The organism is Aliterella atlantica CENA595 (assembly GCF_000952155.1).
Taxonomy (GTDB): Bacteria; Cyanobacteriota; Cyanobacteriia; order Cyanobacteriales; family Chroococcidiopsidaceae; genus Aliterella; species Aliterella atlantica.
The window spans coordinates 1-17,296 of sequence record NZ_JYON01000009.1; the positions used below are offsets into that span (position 1 = coordinate 1).

Here is a 17,296-nt window from a genome sequence, read left to right on the forward strand (position 1 = left end):
AACCCCTGCAAAAATCATCAATCTGACAAAACAATTCTTCTAAACTAGACATAGGACGGAGGCGCTGAATCGTTAAACTTAATTTCAGCTTACTTGCCTCCTCCTTTTCTTATCCCGAACTGACGTTTATTAGGGATTGAAACTAAAGGTCTGCGGGATCTAGCTCTACTCTCTTGGATTCCAATTAATACAAATCCTTATTAGGGATTGAAACTTGAGAGGCGATCGCAACCTCGTAAGTCTTGATTATTCGCAAATTAGCTCTATACATTCTGACGCAAGGCGGCGATAATTTGCGCGTTTGCTTCAGGAAAGGGGAATTCGTCAATTTCTGCTAATGTTACCCAACGCACTTCATCGCATTCTAACGGTTGAGGAGTACCGCTGACATAATCGCAGTGATGGACGATCAGAGTAACGTGCAAATGAGTATATATGTGTTCAATTGTGATTAGATGCTTGCCAACTTCGATCTCAATCCCTAACTCTTCCCAAATTTCTCGCTTGATACACTCTTCAACTGTCTCACCTGGCTCAATCTTACCGCCAGGAAATTCCCATAAGCCTCCTAATACCCCTGTTTGCAGTCGGCGATCGATTAAAATTTGCCCTTGCTCGTTCCAAATTACACCAACACCAATTGTTTTCTGTGGCATGAACAAATACTTTTAGCTATCAAGCCAGATTCTACTTGGTTTCCATAGCACAAAGCTCGGCTGATATAATTCAACCGAGCTTGAAATTGACACACCCGCTACTTATTCGCTGACTGTAGTTTCTGCGGCGGCGATCGCATTATCAAAACTTAGTCTTTGTTCGGCATTACGTAAAAAGTAACCGCTAATCATTGCTGAAGCTAGAAGTCTACCCAAGTTTTCGCGACTGGTGCTAATCGTCACGCCGAAATTTTCGGGAGGTAAACCACCTAAAAGCCCAACTATATTGCGCTCCATTACTTGAAATACTTCAGAGGAAGCAGGTTTAGAAAGTTGAGCAATTGTTTCTGGACTCAGAGATTGCACGTAATGCCATAGCAAGTTGCTATTTTCTGACTCACTACTGAAAAACTCCGAGATTTGGTTAGATGAGTTGCTCACGTTATACCTCCGTTTAGTTTTGACTCCCAAAATCCAACTTTGGTTGAGAGTCACCTGTTAATGTATGGTAGTTATCGGCTTATGCAAACTAATGTAACAACCTCTCTGCCCCCTTGTAGTTGGTGAAACCGAACTAATTATGGGGTAGTTTACCTCACTAACTAGCCAAGTATTGATCCATATCAGCTTTACGCTTGCGGAGTTTGGTCAAAGCTTCGCGCTCAATTTGCCTAACTCGTTCGCGGCTAATGTTAAGGCGATCGCCAATTTTTGCTAGTGTCAGCGCTTGTCCGTCTGCTAACCCAAACCGCAAGATCAACACTTCCCTTTGCTGGGGAGTCAAATCTGCCATCAATACGTCTAAGTCACTAGCTAACGAAGACTGCATGACAAATTCTTCAGGCGATGCACCTGTATCCTCTAATAGTTCTCCCAACTCAGTATCTTGGTTATCACCTACGCGCAAGTCCAAAGACAAAGGTAAACGCGCCCGCTCTAAATACTCCCTTACTTGCTTAGTCGTCAATTCCAACTCTGTTGCTAGTTCACCTGCTGTCGGAGCGCGTCCTAGCTTTTGAGATAGCTGCCTTTGAGCTTTCTTAATTTTGTTGAGTTTCTCGGTAATATGAATCGGTAAGCGAATTGTCCGCCCTTTTTCGGCGATCGCGCGAGTAATTGCTTGGCGAATCCACCAGTATGCGTACGTTGAAAACCGATAGCCCTTAGTTGGGTCGAATTTTTCTACACCGCGCTGCATCCCAATCGTACCTTCTTGAATCAAATCCAAGAGATCGACATTGCGCTTAATGTATTTTTTGGCAACAGAAACCACTAACCGCAAATTTGCTTCTACCATTTTGCGCTTGGCAAGTTCGCCTGCGGCGATCGCTTTTGTTAGTTCCTCGCTGTTTGCTATGTTCGCAGCTTGAACCCATTCATCTAAGCTTGGTTCGCGTCCCAACTGAGCCATCAGCGACTCTCTAGTAGCTTGTAGGGCGCTCGAGCGCTGTACTTGCTTACCATAGAGAATTTCCTGCTCGTGGGTGAGCAGTGGAACGCGTCCGATCTCGCGCAGGTAGGTACGCACTAGGTCTGTGGCAGTTTGAGCGGTCTTCATATCGCTACTTTGTGTATTATTGATGGGCTGGGCGGGTGGCTTAGGAAATCAGATTATATGCTTGTTGACTGGAGCGCCGAGCTAATAGAACCTATTTTTTTAACATTGTCTATAGCTACAACAATCCACAACCAGATGTAAGAACAGACCTAGATGGACAAATCAACTTTCAATACTTGGAGCGTTAAATATACACTATGTTGTTTTTAACTTTTTGGCTTTGTTATTAATCTTTATTTAATTTTATGATTGTTAACAATTGTAACATTTATGAATAAAAATAGCTACTCCTTGAGGAATAGGGAGCAGTCTAATTCGTAATTAGAGCAGGGGAGGAGGAAATAATTTTGAGTTGAAGATTAAGCTACGATCTCCCTTGTCCCCTTGTCTCCCTTGTCCCTCTTAGGCGACTAACGCGCTGCTACTGTCGGTTGCAAGTAGTCTTGTAGTGCTTTGACATCTAAAGTTGTAGATTGCATGGAGCGAATAGCGGCGGCGGTGGCTTTAGCTCCTGCGATTGTGGTGATGATGGGGATTTTGTAAGTAATCGCTGTGCGCCGAATTAACCGCGCATCTGTTTGTGCTTCTTCTCCTGAAGGCGTATTGATAATCAATTGAATTTGATGATTTTTCATCGCATCTAGGACGTGGGGACGACCTTCGTGAAGTTTTAGCACTAATTCCACGTCTTTTAGCCCATGTTCTTGTAAAACTTTTCGCGTTCCGTCTGTGGCTAGTACGTGAAAACCTAAAGCTATAAAGTCTTGGATTACTGGTACAACCAAAGCCTTATCGCGATCGCTCATCGATACAAATACTGTACCTTTGAGTGGCAATACTTCACCCGCTCCCAATTCGCCTTTAGCAAAAGCGCGTCCAAAATCGCTGTCAATGCCCATTACTTCGCCTGTAGAACGCATCTCAGGACCTAAAATGGTATCCGTACCAGGAAACTTATTAAACGGTAATACAGCTTCTTTAACAGCAATATGCGCGGGTGTAACTTCGGCTGTAAAGTTTAAAGACGCTAAAGTTTCACCAGACATGATTAAAGATGCAAGTTTCGCCAGTGGTACTCCTGTTGCTTTAGAAACAAAAGGTACGGTGCGAGAAGCGCGGGGATTGGCTTCGAGGATGTAAACTTGGGGGTTATAACTGTGGGCGTTGACGACAGCAAATTGAATATTCATTAATCCAATTACATTTAGCGCCTTAGCTAGCTGTACCGTCCAAGTGCGAATTTTGTCTAAAACTGCACTAGGAAGAGAAATAGCAGGTAAAGAACAAGCAGAGTCGCCAGAGTGAATTCCAGCTTGTTCGATATGTTCCATAATCCCGCCGATGACTACTTTACCTGTGCTATCGGCGATCGCATCTACATCTACTTCGATCGCATTTTCCAGGAACTTGTCAATTAAAATCGGATGATCTGGTTCTACCTGGACTGCATAAATCATGTATCGTTCCAAGTCTGCATCCGAGTAGACAATTTCCATCGCCCGTCCGCCGAGGACGTAGCTAGGACGTACAACTACTGGATAGCCGATTTTACCTGCAACTACTAAAGCATCTTCATAGCTGCGGGCGATCCCGTTCGGTGGTTGAGCGATATTCAGGCGATTTAAAATCTGCTCGAATCGTTCTCGATCTTCAGCCGTGTCGATAGAATCGGGCGAAGTTCCCCAGATTTGGGTAGATGAGCGTGCTTGCTGAAGATAAGTTTGTAATGGTACGGCTAATTTTAATGGGGTTTGACCGCCAAATTGGACAATGATGCCAATCGGATTTTCTGTTTCAATGATGTTGAGGACATCTTCTTTAGTGAGCGGTTCAAAATACAAGCGATCGCTCGTATCGTAGTCTGTAGATACTGTTTCTGGGTTGGAGTTGACCATAATTGTCTCAAACCCAGCAGCTTTGAGGGCGTAACTTGCGTGACAGCAGCAGTAATCAAACTCGATTCCCTGACCGATCCGGTTGGGACCACCGCCTAAAATCATCACTTTTTGCTTGTCAGATGCTCTAACTTCTGATTCTTCTTCGTAGGTAGAGTAGTGATAAGGAGTAAAAGCTTCAAATTCTGCCGCACAGGTATCTACAGTTTTGTAAACTGGGATAACTCCCAATTGTTTGCGATATTGGCGGACTTCGTCTTCGCTAGTTTTGCTAGCAAAAGCAATTTGGCGATCGCTAAATCCTTCGCGTTTCACCATATACACTTGCTCTTTTGTCAACTGCTGCAATGGCGTTCTTTTTAAGAACTTTTCCATCTCTAGCAAAACTTGCATTTTATCTAAAAACCAAGGATCGATCCCTGTAAGTTCGTAGATTTCCTCGCTACTCATACCCAATAGCATTGCTTGACGAACAGCAAATATCCTTTCTGGGTTGGGAGTTCTTAGTTGAGCGCGGATTTGTTCGCCGCTGGGTAATTTTTCTGGTTTATCGCAACCCCAGCCAGCACGTCCAGTTTCTAAACTCCGCAACGCTTTTTGAAACGACTCGTTAAACGTACGTCCAATCGCCATCGCTTCGCCTACAGACTTCATTTGTGTCGTCAGCACTGGTTCGGAACCAGGGAATTTTTCAAAGGCAAACCGAGGTATTTTGGTAACTACATAGTCGATAGTTGGTTCAAATGAAGCTGGAGTTTTCTTAGTAATGTCGTTATTAATTTCGTCTAGGGTATAACCGACAGCTAATTTTGCCGCAAATTTAGCAATGGGAAACCCTGTCGCTTTGGAAGCTAGCGCCGAAGAACGAGAAACGCGGGGGTTCATTTCAATAACGATAAACTCGCCATTAACGGGATTAACAGCAAATTGAATATTCGATCCGCCTGTTTCTACACCAATTTCGCGGATGATTTTGATTGCTGCATCTCTTAAACGCTGGTATTCCTTATCTGTCAATGTTTGGGCGGGAGCGACAGTAATTGAGTCTCCTGTGTGAATACCCATTGGATCTAAGTTTTCAATCGAGCAGATAATGACGACGTTATCTGCTAAATCGCGCATTACTTCTAGTTCGTATTCTTTCCAACCGAGGAGCGATTTATCGATCAATATTTGCGAAACGGGACTTGCATCAATACCTACTTGCGCCATTTCCTCAAATTCTTCTTGATTGTAAGCAATACCGCCGCCCGTACCGCCCATTGTAAAGGCAGGGCGAATAATTAGAGGGTAGGAGCCGATGGAACGAGCTACTGCTTTGGCTTCTTCGATTGTGGAAGCTGTACCGCAAGGACAGACATCTACACCAATGCGATCCATTGCTTCTCTAAATAATTGCCGATCTTCAGCTTTTTCAATTGCTGGTAGTTTTGCGCCGATTAACTCTACGCCATACTTTTCCAATGCCCCATTTTTCGCTAGTGCAACAGCAATATTTAACGCTGTTTGTCCGCCCATTGTCGGTAATAAAGCGTCTGGGCGTTCTTTGGCAATTACCTTTTCGACTAATTCCGGTGTCAGCGGCTCGATATACGTGCGATCGGCTGTTTCTGGGTCAGTCATAATCGTAGCCGGATTGGAGTTGACTAGCACCACTTCGTAACCTTCTTCGCGCAGTGCTTTACAAGCTTGAGTACCGGAGTAGTCAAACTCACAGGCTTGTCCAATTACAATCGGTCCAGAACCAAGCAGCAGAATTTTTTTGAGGTCGTTGCGGCGGGGCATAGTAGTTAATTCGTAGTCCGAATATGCAAATCCTGACTATTTTAAGGGTCTAAGGTAATTTTCGTTGCTATTTATTTAGCAATTTTGGAGATTGTTGTCGCAACTAGAAGCTGTTTTTAGCTGGAGAACTCTGAAGATGCGATCGCTATATACTCTAAGCTGATTGGCGCATACTAGCAGCATTTTTCTGTGCTTCAGCATAGATTCGCAAGGCAGCAGCCATATGTTGTTCAGCTTGTTCGCCTTGCAATTGAAACCAAGCTAAAGTCTCAGGATCGACATGAATAGCAACGGTAGCCAATGAAGAAGGCATACGTAATTTTGCTTTTGCGAAAAACTCATCTGTAAGAGGCGGAATATCAGACGTGTCAATCTCATCATCTGTCATTGCATCAATTCTAGCCCAATCGGTTCTTGAGGTATTGTTCATAACGTTTCCTTTCGTGAGAGATAGCTTTTCTTAGTGAAACAATCCGAATTGTTGCTTCATTAGGCTCGGTGTAAACAATTACCACAACTCTTCCATCTACCATTCCTATCCCAATCCATCGATCTTCACCGTAATCGTCACACTCATCAAGTTCAACTATCATAGGCAAATCAAATACCCGCTCGGCATCCGCAAAATCGAAGCCATGCTTATCAATATTAACTTCGTTTTTTCTCTCATCCCACGCAAAATTCATGAGTTAAATCAATCACACCTGCAAAGTAGCAAACTGCTATACGGTAAAACGCTCAATATCCTGGCAAGCTAGTCTTCTTTGACAGTATCGATGTCGGAATCATCATATATCCACATTGCTCTAACACCACGCGAATGCTTAAAACCAAGTTTTTCGTAGAATGGAGCAGCACTATCTATCGCTAGCAATATTTGTTGATGAAAATCAATGTAACGACTTTGAAGCCGTTTCATGATTTCTCGACCTACACCCATGTTTTGGTATGATGGCAACACTAATAAGTGGGAATAATAAACCAATAATGCTCGATCTGAAATAGCATTACCAAGTCCAATTAGCGAATTTAAATGCCACGCTGATACTACTGTTTGCGAATTTGCAAGGGCTAACAACAGTACATCCGGCTTTTCTGCTGATGACCATCCGCACTGGGAATAAAGATTGACTACTCCATCGCGGGGTAATTCTGCATTGTCTCGATACTCAACTTCTGTAGGAACCATTGCTACTGATACAAAATTTGCTGTTTATTAGACTGTAGGGTGGGTTTTGAAAACGCACCCTACTATCATTATTGTTACAATTCATAATACAGAATTCATTTAGTGTGGCAATGCCTCTGCTCCAGGTTCAAAACTTGCAAAAAGCTTATCGCTTTCAAGACAAAATTAGTTACGCAGTGCAAGATGTATCGCTGGAAATTAATGCCAATCAAGTGCTTGCCTTTCTCGGTCCAAATGGTGCTGGCAAAACGACAACGATCAAAATGATTGCAGGGTTGGTATTGCCAGATCGAGGTACTGTAAGGATAAACGATCGCAATCCGCATCGCGATGAGCAAGCGCGACAATTAATTGGTGCTGTATTAGAGGGAAACCGCAATCTCTACTGGCGCTTGACTCCAGCAGAAAATTTAGAATATTTTGGCGTGCTAAGAGGTCTATCGCGGCGCGTAGCAAGACAACGATCGCGCCTACTATTAGATCGCTTTGAACTTAGCCATAAGGATCGGACGATGGTACAAAAGCTCTCACGGGGGATGCAGCAAAAAGTAGCGATCGCAGTAGCGCTAATTCATCAACCACCATTATTACTTCTAGACGAACCAACTTTGGGACTAGATGTAGAAGTAACTCAAACAGTAAAGCGCCTAGTACGCGAGATTGCTAGCGAAGGTAGAGCAATTTTACTGACAACGCATCAACTTGATATTGCTGAGGAATTGTCCGATCGCGTAGCAATTATCAACAAAGGGCAAATTGTCGTTCAACAGCAAACCGCAGCTTTGATCGAGCAGTTTTCTAGTGCAATTTATCGGGTGGAATTAGCCGAACTTCCCAGCGATCGCATGAGCAAGCTAATTTCTATAGGTGCGCTCGTTGCAGATACTACTATTCGTATTCCCGATCCTAAGTTGCTCTATCCGGTACTAGAAATTTTGAAACCTTTACCAATTGTGCGCCTGGAAACCGAACGGGCAAATCTTACAGATATTTTCCTCAAACTTACTCAATCTCATCCGACTCCAGCAAACAGTATTTATGCTTGAACTATTTTTAGCAGAGTTAAAGCGTGGCAGAATTCAGTTTCGGCGTTATCTGTTTGAATCAATTGGCGGGATTGCGATCGCTACGCTGACTTTTTACGGGTTGTTCCTCAGTGCGAGCTATATTGCTGGACCTGGATTAAAATTTGGTGACAGATTAGATGCAATTATTGTCGGCTATGTCCTCTGGACGCTGGTATTGTTTGTGATGACGAGTATTTCTGGTACTCTGCAACGAGAAGCCCAGACAGGGACTTTAGAGCAATTATTTATCTCGCCTTTTAGCGCGTCGCAGGTTTTCCTCTCGCGGGCGATCGCTGACTTGCTATTGCAATTTGGGCTGATTGGCGCGATTTTAGTAATTATTATGGCATTGACTGGGCGTTGGCTGGCTTTTCCTCTTAGCCTGATTTTACCGCTGTTGACGGTGCTGCTAGGAGCCTATGGTATTTCGTTTGCAATGGGTTCTTTGGCATTAATTTTCAAGCGCGTTGGGCAAGTTTCAGGTATCTTCCAGTTTGGGCTACTATTTTTGATGAGCATACCGACTGAAGAATGGACAGGTGGTATGCGAATAGTAGGAAATTTGCTGCCAATGAGTCCTGGTGCTGGCATATTACGCAACTTGATGGCGCGGCAGCTACCATTAGATTTACCGCAGTTAAGTATTGCTCTAATTAATGGTGGGCTGTATTTTGCACTGGGTATTTGTCTGTTTAGCTGGGCAGAACGCCGAGTCAAACGCTACGGAAATCTCAACGATTACTAAGTAATAGGGTGCGTTTTGAAAACGCACCCTACATAATATGCTAATTTTTTCCGTTGCTCATAAAGCCCAAAGTCAGGCTGTCATGGGCGAGGAAGTGAGCTAGGTGATATGCTCTTTCTTCGGTTTTGAGTAAAATTGTTTCGTATAGGTAGCGCGTGGCGCGATCGCTTAAACTTTCTGCTTGGGCTGCTTGACGGCGAATTAAACCGATAATAGCTTGCTCGGCTGCTAAGTTATGCTCTACCATCGCTCTACAGTTGTACACGCCGTCTTCTTCTGGCTCGAAGCAACATAGTTGAGCTAATTTGCTAAAACTAGCTACAGGGACGCCGCCAATACCGTCTAAGCGTTCGCCGATATCGTGGACGTGACCTTGTACTTGTTCGTAGCTTTCGCCAAAAAATTCGTGCAGCATATAAAATTCTGCACCTTCAACCACGAAATGATGCTTCTGGTACTGCAAATACAGCGCTTGGAAGCTTGCTAGAGCTACATTTAAGCCTTCGCAAACGGGTCCTGTAACGCTGCGATCTAACAAAACTGGATTGTCGTAGACTTCGCCAAAGTTGCGTAATAGTGTTTGAGCTTCTGACATCGTGTTTCTCTCCTTAGATCCGCAATCAGTTCCTACTTGCTGGAATTTACCTACACCTTATCACTTCTAAATTTAAGCGCTGTTCCCTGCGATCGCTCTTTGCGGCTGTTACTAATATCTTTTTGCAAAATTCATGAGAATTATTTGCATTTAGTGTATGCTGATATGAAAGAAGCTAAATGGCTAATATGCGTACTTAGTAGAGTAATTGGCTAAAAGCTACTGCGCTCGTTGTTTCATCTTTGGAGGTAATTGTCTTGAAGTCGTTGAGTTGTCAAACCGAACCAAGTGTAATGGTTGAGGTGAATTGGGCGGATCGATGGCAGGTTTACTGGCGCTTACAGGAGTTAGCTATTCCCTGTTCTTGCTTTATCGATAAACCTTTGCAGATACAAATTACTGATGCGGTGGCAGCGGTTCAACTCTGGAGCGTTTTGAGGCAATTAAATACATCAAGGCAAGATATGGTGCGCCATTTGGAACGTTGTTGGCGCGGGTAGAAACGTAGCATTGCTTACGTCTCTGAGTATTTCGCAGGTAAGTATGTCTGTAACTTTGCAAAGATGAAGGTAAAAACAATGAGCAAACAAGTAGTAAATTTCAGCTTAGAAGGACGATTTTTGGGCTTTGAGTTTGAAGAATATAAACCCAAACGGCTGTTAATTGCCACTTCAGAAGGCGAATGTACTCTAAAAATTGCTAAGTCTTTACGGTATAGTTTTGGATTGCGTTTAATACCTGGCGATTGGTTGCAAATATTAGGCGAGAAAAAGATCGATCGCAAAACAGGCGAAGTTAAGCTCAAAGCCGAACAAGTAATTCCCGCAACAATTAGTCAGGAGCAGACTAGCATTCCAGTTGCAGCCAAGAGCGCTAAAAGTAAAGCAAGTATTTTGGTATGTCAAAAGTCTGACTGTATGAAACGGGGTGGTAAACAGTTGTGTCAAGCTATGCAAGCAGCCTTAAGCGATCGCGGTTTGACAGATGAAGTAAGTATCAAAGGTACTGGTTGTCTCAAGCACTGCAAAGCCGGACCAAATATTGTCATGATGCCAGATAAAACTCGCTACAGCAAAGTTGAGGCAAATCAAATTCCCGAACTGATTGACAAGCATTTTACCCCAGAGGAAGCAGTCAAAGAAGGCGATTTCTTAGTTGCTGCTAAATGAGAATAATTGACAAAAGCTTGTCAGCACAAGAAATTAATAGCTTTTGAACGGTCTTGCCATTTATTAGCAATAAGAAAAATTATTGACAATTAAAATAAAATATCGCGAGGCGATCGCCCCGCGAACTCAAGTTTTTACAAATCTTTAGCTTGCAAGCAATAGCTGTTTTAAACCACAGGTTGAAATAGTCCGATCAAAGTGCCATCAGGATCGCGCAGGTAAACTGTTTTGAGCGAGTAATAAGGGTTATTTAGCGGTTCGGTGACAAATTGAGCGCCTTTAGCTTTGAGTTCCTGATAGGCTGAATCTAGATCGGGAATAGTAAAAATCAAAGCGACTCGATCTTGGCACTCTACAGTTAAAGGTTGGCGATCGTTACTAATCATTTCTGCCATTTCTTGCCGCCTAAATAAAGACAGCCTCATATCTGGGGTAGTAAACTCAGCATAGCCATCTGCCAAAGCTTCCATAACTACCTTAAATTCCATCACATCTCGATAAAATTCAAAGCAAGCTTGCAAATCGGCAACTAAAAGCCGCGTATAGGATATTTTTACTTCCATGAATACTCCAAAGAGTTAGAGACAAGTGCAATATCTAAATACTATTAATGTAGCGATCGCAAAACCAATACCAGCAAAAAATACGCTATTGATTCCGCCGATACCATAGGCTATACCCATCAGTAGAGGACCTAAAGTTTGTCCTAAGCCGAAGAAAGTACCGTTAACAGAGATGACGGTAGCTAGGTACTCTTTAGGCGCTAAGGCAGCTAAAAGGGTTTGAATGCTCGGAAAACCTATACCTAAACCAATACCAAAAAGTGTAGTAGGAATCAGTAAAAACCACAAATTCGGTACAAAAGGCACAATTAATAGAGCTACAGCGTAGAAAACAAAAGATGCTCTAATCAGAATGGTTTCGGAAAAACGTCGCGCTAAATTACCTAATTGCGATGAAGTAAAAGCGATCGCAACAGAAATACTAGACAGAAATAGCCCAATTGTAAAAGGTTCTGCGTCAAAGCGATCGGCGATTAAACTGGGTAAATAAGTGACATAAGCGCCGTACAACAGCACAAAATTAGCAGCGCTAGCGATAAAAAGTCCAAATAGCTGCCGATTTTTCAGAGCTTTGACAGCATTTTGTAGATAGACTTTGAGATTGCGCTGTCCTTGCGGTTCTGGGTTTTTTAGGGCAAATAGCACTAATAATCCAACAGGAATAGCAACTATCGGCAACATAAACGGGAAATACCAACCCATAGTTGCCAAAGCACCGCCAATCGTTGGATAAATAGCTGTACCTATACTACTGACGCTAGCATTGTAACCCATAGCAGTAGTACGCCTATCGCCGACATATAAATCGCCAATTAAAGTAACGCTCAGAGAAAGCAAAGAAGCTGCACCAATACCTTGCAAAAAGCGCAACAGCAGCAACAGATTAAAATCGCGCACAAAAGCGCAGGCGAAACCAGCTATACCAAAGAGTATTAGCGAAGGAACGAGGATCTTTTTTCTACCCAAGCGATCGGCAAGGATACCAATAATCGGACCTAAGATAACTGTAGGGAAGGTAAAGACTGTAACTAATAAACCAATTCTTTCTACAGGGACATTTAACGCTGTTCTTAATCTCGGAAAAGTTGGCGTAACGCTAGCAACTCCCAGAATGGCGATTAAAGACACTGTAAAAATAATCAGTAAATTGCGGTCTTTGTAAAGCTTACGGTTACTGTAGCGCAAAGTATCGGTATCCATTGGTTGCATAAGTTAGTTGCTACAAAATTACACGCGATCGCATCCATCTAGACAATGTTACTGGCGATCGCTCTTGAAGCCATAAATATTGGCAACGAATATAACTCTTTAGGGAATGGAAGTAGCTACACAATGACTCGCGCAAATTTTGAACAGGTATGGACAGGTTATGAAATTTGCAAGTAAGAGGTAGATGTAATGAATGAAATGCACTTGGTAATTGTTAATATTTGCAAAATTACGGATGCTCGAATTAAAGTCTCGTTACTACTGAATGGTAAAGAGCATTGGTTTCTTATAGAAATGTGCGATACAGATGGTATTAAAGCCTTGGATTTTCAAGACAATGGTCAATTTAGTAATATATTGAGTCTAGATTCCCAGAAAAGCAGATATTTTATAAAAATAGTATTCTCTGTTTATGCAGATGAACTTGTACTCTTTCCAATAGATTTAGGATGTTTTATCCGAGAATAATTTGCTACATAACGCATTTTTAGTAGGTTACGACATCATTTCAGTTGAGTAAGTGCAATGTCAAACACGCAGCCTTTAACTGTTGACTTTACTCAGGAAGATAACGTTTTACAGATTTTGCCTCGTCCGTCGCTAAGATCGAGCGATAATTTGGGGTGGAATGGTATTTACGTTCAACAACATCAACAACCTGCTTGGGAAACCCCTGAATACGCTCACACGAGGCATATGCTCTTGGTTCACAGTGCTAATGTGACAGTTCGAGCGGAACGTTGGTTTGATGGACGCAGACAGCAAGAGCAATTTGGTGGTGGAAATAATATTGCGATCGTTCCAGCGACAGTTCAGCATCAGGCAAATTGGGCTCGAGAAAGCCCCTTTACTTTGCTATTTCTAGAAAGCGATCGCTTAAGGCAAATTGCTTATGAATCTGTAATAGCTGGAGTCGAACTGATGCCTCAATATGCAATGCCCGATCCGTTTATCGATCGCATTGGTAGAGCGCTAACAGCAGAACTTGCATCCAATCAGTTCGGTAGTCGATTATTTGCAGACTCGCTGGCAATTGCGCTGTCAATTCACCTGTTAAGAAATTACTCAAACTTGCTGCAACCTTTACGCGAATATAGCGGCGGGCTACCGCAGCGGAAATTACAGCAAGCGATCGCTTATATCAACGATCGCTTAACAGAAGACTTGTCTATTGTAGCGATCGCTGATGAGTTGGAGATGAGTCAGTATCACTTCTCCAGGTTGTTCAAGCAATCTTTAGACATATCGCCGTATCAGTATGTAATCAGACAACGAATTGAACAAGCAAAGTATTTATTGAGGACAACTGCGCTTGCGGTTGCGGCGATCGCCACACAAGTTGGTTTTGCCAATCAAAATCAACTCACAATTCAATTTCGCAAGTTTGCAGGCACAACACCTAGCAACTACCGCAAACAACTTTGAGCGCAAGATTGCCATAAATTGAGCAAGAATCAATGAATAATCTTGATTTTTTCTTTCATAGTTAGCGATCGCCCTAAATTGTTGCTAAGTTTCACCAATGCTTTTAGGAGATGCCCATGAAAGTTTGCGAACCTACCTTACAATCCAAAACATCAGCGAGTCCTAACTTTCCAATTACCTTAAATAAGCTCTATATCAATGGAGAGTGGCGTAATTCCCATAGTGGTAAAACATTTGCGGCGATCGATCCCACTACGGAAGCAGAAATTATCCAAGTTGCAGAAGGAACAATTGAAGATGTTGAACTTGCTGTAAAGTCTGCGGCAACTGCCTTCGCAGGTGCTTGGGGACAAATGAGCGGACACGAGCGAGGTGAGATTCTGTGGCGAGTAGGGGATCTGTTTCTCAAATATGGCGAGGAACTTGCTTTTTTGCAAGCCAAAGAAATGGGACGGCTGTTTACAGATTCGATGACTGTAGATATTCCCCATCTTGCTAATATGTTCCACTACTATGCGGGATGGGCAAGCAAGATTGAAGGCTCCGTCAAACAGACTACAAAAGGACTGCATACTTATACACTCCGCGAACCGCTTGGGGTAGTAGCAGCAATTACTCCCTTCAACTTTCCGCTAATTCTCTCAATTAGCAAGTTTGCCCCCGCCTTAGCTGCTGGAAATACCATCATCCACAAACCTGCTTCAGCAACTCCGCTCTCGGCGCTGAAAGTGGCGCAAATGATGGCAGAAGCAGGCTTACCGCCAGGCGTGTTTAATGTGGTTATGGGTCCAGGGGGGACTGTTGGCAATGCTTTATCGACGCATCCTGGTATCGAAAAAGTGGCAATTACCGGATCGACTGCTAGCGGAATTCGCGTGATTAAAGACTCAGCAGACACATTGAAACATTTAACAATGGAACTTGGTGGCAAAAGTGCCAACATTATTTTTGCCAATGCAGATTTAGATGTAGCAACGCAGAGCGCCTATGATGGGATGTTCTACAACAAAGGTGAAATCTGCTATGCAGGTTCGCGAATGCTAGTTGAAAAGTCGGTGTACGACGAAGTAATCGATCGCGTACGCCAGCAAGCATTGAATACAAAACCAGGAGATCCGCTCGATACTGCAAGTCAAATGGGACCGCTCGCTAATAAAGGCGAATACGACAAAGTTCTCAAATATATGCAGATCGGACAATAAGATGGCGCGCGGTTAGTTACAGGTGGGAAAGCCGCTGATATCGGTACGGGCAAAGGCTATTTTGTCGAACCGACTGTGTTTGCAGACGTGCATAGCGACATGACGATCGCCCGCAAAGAAACTTTTGGTCCTATTTTATCGATTATTCCTTTCGATACCTTTGCAGATGCAATCCAAATTGCGAATAGCAATCAGTACGGGCTTGCTGCTGGCGTTCATACTTGCGACATTAAAAAAGCCCACAAAGCAGCGGCTTTACTCAAGGCTGGAACTGTTTGGGTAAATACCTACGGTCATTTCGATCCATCTGCTCCCTTTGGTGGTTATAAAATGAGCGGCTACGGACGCGAACAAGGCTGGGAAGCGCTACAGTTTTATCTGCAAACAAAAACAGTGTGGGTAGATTTGTCCTAACGTGCTTTTAGTGCAACAGTATCTGATCTGTGCGATTGCTAGTAGATTGAGGCAAACAAATGGCGATTTTGATTTGTGGAGCAACTGGAAACATTGGTGGTGAAGTAGTTAACCATCTGACTGAGAAAAAGTTGCCGTTGCGGGCGTTTGTGCGCGATCGCAATAAAGCAGCCAAACTCGCAGCGCAAGGTATTGAACTTGCTCAAGGAGATTTTAGCCAACCTGACACGCTAGAGGCTGCATTACAAGGCGTTGAGAGAGCTTTTTTGGTCATGACTAGCGATCCCCATCAAGTCGAACTAGAGTCAAATTTCATCGATGCGGCTCAAAAAGCAGGAGTGCAACATATTGTCAAACTCTCAGTTATGGGTGCAGGACAATTGCCTAGCACGTTCCAGAAATGGCATCGTCAAATTGAACAACGCTTGGAAACCTCTGGCATTACATGGACGCATCTGCGCCCGAATATGCTGATGCAAAATATGCGCTGGTTTACGCCTACAATCGCCCAGCAAGGGGCTTTCTACAACATTGTTGGCAAGGCTAAAATTTCCCATGTCGATGCTCGTGATGTTGCCGCAGTTGTTGCAGTTTGTTTAACTGAAGCAGGACATGAAAATAAATCATACGTTCTCACTGGGGCGGAAGCGATTTCGTTTGACGAAGTTGCAGAAAAATTTGCTCAAGCGTTGAATCGCCCAGTCGCTTACGTCAATGTAACTCCGCAAAAATTGAAGGCAGCACGACTGACAAATGGCGAACCAGAATGGTACTTAGATGCTGAATTAGAACTATTTACTTGCTGGGCAGATGGTGCAGGAGAGCCTGTAACTGATGCGATCGCTACCCTTACTCATCGCCTACCAATAACTTATGATGAGTTTGTCCGCTATTTTGCTCAAACTCACGCTCAAGATTTTTCACAGACATAATGCTGCACCTGTTTGTAAAAAGTTGCCAAGTGATGCAGTTTTTCAGACTATTGGTTTACAAGCAATGCATATTTCCCAAGCACCTTATCGAGAACTATTTGATGCGATCGCTAGCTATCAAGGAACTAATCTCTATGCAGACTTATTGCATCCTTGGTGTGCGAATGCAATTGCAGTTAAAGCCTGGTTAAATCATTTTGCAGCAAATAGTAGGTCTTCAATCCCAAACGCTTCAATTGAAGGCTTGTGGCAACTATATGCGCTTTCTCGCGTCAACGATCTGCTACTATCGCGCTTGCGTGACGAAAATGCTGAAAATGCTAGTACAAAAGTAGAAATCTCAAACAGCAATTACCATGAATTTATGCGCTCTTTAGGCTTGGAGGTAGCAATCTCTAGAGAATTTTCACCGTTCTATCATGAAATAGTTGAGGTGATGCAAGATAAGCAGCAACACGCAGAGATAACTGTTGTTGCTATACTTTGGGATGCTTTGATGCTAGGAAACATGATGTTTTCGCGTGTTGGTACTTGCCTAGCTGGTGGTATAGCAAACATTAACAAATCAATTGCCGAAACATCAACGCTGTACTGGACTTATCAGCGTCCGAACCGACGATGCCAAGATAGTTCGTATGGTTGGGGTAGTAATTCCCAGTGGCGAACGAGTTTTCGCCGAGATTATAAGATTGATGGCAATATTTACTACAACGTTGACGGAAAAAACAATCTCAACTTGGGGCAATCCCAGGATGAAGAGCTAGAATTGTTAGAACAAATTGAGTTGGTTAAGCATCGGTGTTTTATTACAGTTGCTAAACCTGATGACGACTTGTTTCCCTATAGCGATCGCTATTACCAAACAGTCTGAGGGAGCCAATTGGCTTAATAA

18 protein-coding genes and 1 pseudogene are annotated in these 17,296 nt (G+C 43.2%); 9 read left to right on the forward strand and 10 right to left on the reverse strand.

Annotation, left to right across the window (positions count from 1 at the left end; genetic code table 11):
* Positions 1–263: 263 nt before the first annotated feature.
* The 7 genes from mutT to UH38_RS10040 all read right to left on the reverse strand — a co-directional run bounded on the left by mutT (position 264) and on the right by UH38_RS10040 (position 7,083).
* A complete protein-coding gene (mutT, locus tag UH38_RS10010; protein ID WP_045054524.1) occupies positions 264–656 on the reverse strand; it encodes an 8-oxo-dGTP diphosphatase MutT in 393 nt (130 codons plus the stop codon).
* 102 nt (positions 657–758) lie between these two features.
* The gene (locus tag UH38_RS10015) at positions 759–1,097 is read right to left on the reverse strand and encodes a DUF760 domain-containing protein (RefSeq protein WP_045054525.1); all 339 of its coding nucleotides are present in this window, start codon (positions 1,095–1,097) and stop codon (positions 759–761) included.
* A gap of 157 nt (positions 1,098–1,254) precedes the next feature.
* Complete coding sequence (locus UH38_RS10020; RefSeq protein ID WP_045054526.1) at positions 1,255–2,214, reverse strand: RNA polymerase sigma factor, RpoD/SigA family; 960 nt, start codon at positions 2,212–2,214, stop codon at positions 1,255–1,257.
* Between the two features lie 410 nt (positions 2,215–2,624).
* Entirely contained in the window at positions 2,625–5,894 is a 3,270-nt protein-coding gene (gene carB, locus UH38_RS10025) for a carbamoyl-phosphate synthase large subunit (RefSeq protein WP_045054527.1), read from the reverse strand.
* A gap of 154 nt (positions 5,895–6,048) precedes the next feature.
* Positions 6,049–6,324 (reverse strand): hypothetical protein, encoded by a 276-nt coding sequence (locus tag UH38_RS10030; RefSeq protein WP_045054528.1) that lies wholly within the window; start codon positions 6,322–6,324, stop codon positions 6,049–6,051.
* A complete protein-coding gene (locus UH38_RS10035) occupies positions 6,293–6,580 on the reverse strand; it encodes a BrnT family toxin (RefSeq protein WP_045054529.1) in 288 nt (95 codons plus the stop codon). The genes UH38_RS10030 and UH38_RS10035 overlap by 32 nt, the downstream gene beginning before the upstream one ends.
* 68 nt (positions 6,581–6,648) lie before the next feature.
* The gene (locus UH38_RS10040; protein WP_045054530.1) at positions 6,649–7,083 is read right to left on the reverse strand and encodes a GNAT family N-acetyltransferase; all 435 of its coding nucleotides are present in this window, start codon (positions 7,081–7,083) and stop codon (positions 6,649–6,651) included.
* 110 nt (positions 7,084–7,193) lie between these two features.
* Here UH38_RS10040 and UH38_RS10045 point away from each other — a divergent pair, with 110 nt between their 5' ends.
* Positions 7,194–8,129, forward strand: a complete 936-nt coding sequence (locus UH38_RS10045) for an ABC transporter ATP-binding protein (protein ID WP_045054531.1) — start codon at positions 7,194–7,196, stop codon at positions 8,127–8,129.
* Positions 8,122–8,895: an ABC transporter permease gene (locus tag UH38_RS10050; RefSeq protein ID WP_045054532.1), complete on the forward strand. Its 774-nt coding sequence runs from the start codon at positions 8,122–8,124 to the stop codon at positions 8,893–8,895. Before UH38_RS10045 ends, UH38_RS10050 begins: the two co-directional genes overlap by 8 nt.
* 40 nt (positions 8,896–8,935) lie before the next feature.
* Here UH38_RS10050 and dpsA read toward each other — a convergent pair whose 3' ends face one another.
* Positions 8,936–9,490: a DNA starvation/stress protection protein DpsA gene (gene dpsA, locus UH38_RS10055; protein ID WP_045054533.1), complete on the reverse strand. Its 555-nt coding sequence runs from the start codon at positions 9,488–9,490 to the stop codon at positions 8,936–8,938.
* A gap of 257 nt (positions 9,491–9,747) precedes the next feature.
* Here dpsA and UH38_RS10060 point away from each other — a divergent pair, with 257 nt between their 5' ends.
* Positions 9,748–9,990: an Asr1405/Asl0597 family protein gene (locus UH38_RS10060; RefSeq protein WP_072044909.1), complete on the forward strand. Its 243-nt coding sequence runs from the start codon at positions 9,748–9,750 to the stop codon at positions 9,988–9,990.
* A 78-nt stretch (positions 9,991–10,068) separates the two neighbouring features.
* The gene (locus tag UH38_RS10065; protein WP_045054534.1) at positions 10,069–10,659 is read left to right on the forward strand and encodes a (2Fe-2S) ferredoxin domain-containing protein; all 591 of its coding nucleotides are present in this window, start codon (positions 10,069–10,071) and stop codon (positions 10,657–10,659) included.
* 167 nt (positions 10,660–10,826) lie between these two features.
* On the opposite strand, the gene UH38_RS10070 is transcribed toward UH38_RS10065, so the two are convergent.
* On the reverse strand, positions 10,827–11,222 hold the full coding sequence (locus UH38_RS10070; protein WP_045054535.1) for a VOC family protein: 396 nt from the start codon (positions 11,220–11,222) through the stop codon (positions 10,827–10,829).
* Between the two features lie 15 nt (positions 11,223–11,237).
* On the reverse strand, positions 11,238–12,431 hold the full coding sequence (locus tag UH38_RS10075) for an MFS transporter (protein ID WP_045054536.1): 1,194 nt from the start codon (positions 12,429–12,431) through the stop codon (positions 11,238–11,240).
* Positions 12,432–12,620: 189 nt separating this feature from the next.
* On the opposite strand from UH38_RS10075, the gene UH38_RS10080 reads away from it, so the two are divergent.
* The 5 genes and pseudogenes from UH38_RS10080 (at position 12,621) to UH38_RS10100 (ending at position 17,275) form a co-directional block, all read left to right on the forward strand.
* Positions 12,621–12,899 (forward strand): hypothetical protein, encoded by a 279-nt coding sequence (locus UH38_RS10080; RefSeq protein ID WP_045054537.1) that lies wholly within the window; start codon positions 12,621–12,623, stop codon positions 12,897–12,899.
* A 57-nt stretch (positions 12,900–12,956) separates the two neighbouring features.
* Positions 12,957–13,856, forward strand: coding sequence for an AraC family transcriptional regulator (locus UH38_RS10085; protein ID WP_045054538.1), 900 nt, complete (start codon positions 12,957–12,959; stop codon positions 13,854–13,856).
* 116 nt (positions 13,857–13,972) lie between these two features.
* Positions 13,973–15,472 (forward strand): annotated as a pseudogene (locus tag UH38_RS10090) (aldehyde dehydrogenase family protein).
* A 59-nt stretch (positions 15,473–15,531) separates the two neighbouring features.
* Positions 15,532–16,404 (forward strand): SDR family oxidoreductase, encoded by an 873-nt coding sequence (locus UH38_RS10095; RefSeq protein WP_045054539.1) that lies wholly within the window; start codon positions 15,532–15,534, stop codon positions 16,402–16,404.
* On the forward strand, positions 16,346–17,275 hold the full coding sequence (locus tag UH38_RS10100) for a hypothetical protein (RefSeq protein ID WP_144405665.1): 930 nt from the start codon (positions 16,346–16,348) through the stop codon (positions 17,273–17,275). Before UH38_RS10095 ends, UH38_RS10100 begins: the two co-directional genes overlap by 59 nt.
* Positions 17,276–17,296: the final 21 nt, after the last annotated feature.

Excerpts from the sequence above, each read along its gene's own strand:
- UH38_RS10035 (WP_045054529.1), bottom strand. The coding sequence starts at position 6,580 with ATGAATTTTGCGTGGGATGAGAGAAAAAACGAAGTTAATATTGATAAG.
- mutT (WP_045054524.1), bottom strand. The coding sequence starts at position 656 with ATGCCACAGAAAACAATTGGTGTTGGTGTAATTTGGAACGAGCAAGGG.
- UH38_RS10065 (WP_045054534.1), top strand. The coding sequence starts at position 10,069 with ATGAGCAAACAAGTAGTAAATTTCAGCTTAGAAGGACGATTTTTGGGC.
- UH38_RS10100 (WP_144405665.1), top strand. The coding sequence starts at position 16,346 with ATGATGAGTTTGTCCGCTATTTTGCTCAAACTCACGCTCAAGATTTTT.
- UH38_RS10095 (WP_045054539.1), top strand. The coding sequence starts at position 15,532 with ATGGCGATTTTGATTTGTGGAGCAACTGGAAACATTGGTGGTGAAGTA.
- UH38_RS10085 (WP_045054538.1), top strand. The coding sequence starts at position 12,957 with ATGTCAAACACGCAGCCTTTAACTGTTGACTTTACTCAGGAAGATAAC.
- UH38_RS10080 (WP_045054537.1), top strand. The coding sequence starts at position 12,621 with ATGAATGAAATGCACTTGGTAATTGTTAATATTTGCAAAATTACGGAT.
- UH38_RS10040 (WP_045054530.1), bottom strand. The coding sequence starts at position 7,083 with ATGGTTCCTACAGAAGTTGAGTATCGAGACAATGCAGAATTACCCCGC.
- UH38_RS10045 (WP_045054531.1), top strand. The coding sequence starts at position 7,194 with ATGCCTCTGCTCCAGGTTCAAAACTTGCAAAAAGCTTATCGCTTTCAA.
- UH38_RS10030 (WP_045054528.1), bottom strand. The coding sequence starts at position 6,324 with ATGAACAATACCTCAAGAACCGATTGGGCTAGAATTGATGCAATGACA.
- UH38_RS10070 (WP_045054535.1), bottom strand. The coding sequence starts at position 11,222 with ATGGAAGTAAAAATATCCTATACGCGGCTTTTAGTTGCCGATTTGCAA.
- UH38_RS10020 (WP_045054526.1), bottom strand. The coding sequence starts at position 2,214 with ATGAAGACCGCTCAAACTGCCACAGACCTAGTGCGTACCTACCTGCGC.
- dpsA (WP_045054533.1), bottom strand. The coding sequence starts at position 9,490 with ATGTCAGAAGCTCAAACACTATTACGCAACTTTGGCGAAGTCTACGAC.
- UH38_RS10050 (WP_045054532.1), top strand. The coding sequence starts at position 8,122 with ATGCTTGAACTATTTTTAGCAGAGTTAAAGCGTGGCAGAATTCAGTTT.
- UH38_RS10075 (WP_045054536.1), bottom strand. The coding sequence starts at position 12,431 with ATGCAACCAATGGATACCGATACTTTGCGCTACAGTAACCGTAAGCTT.
- carB (WP_045054527.1), bottom strand. The coding sequence starts at position 5,894 with ATGCCCCGCCGCAACGACCTCAAAAAAATTCTGCTGCTTGGTTCTGGA.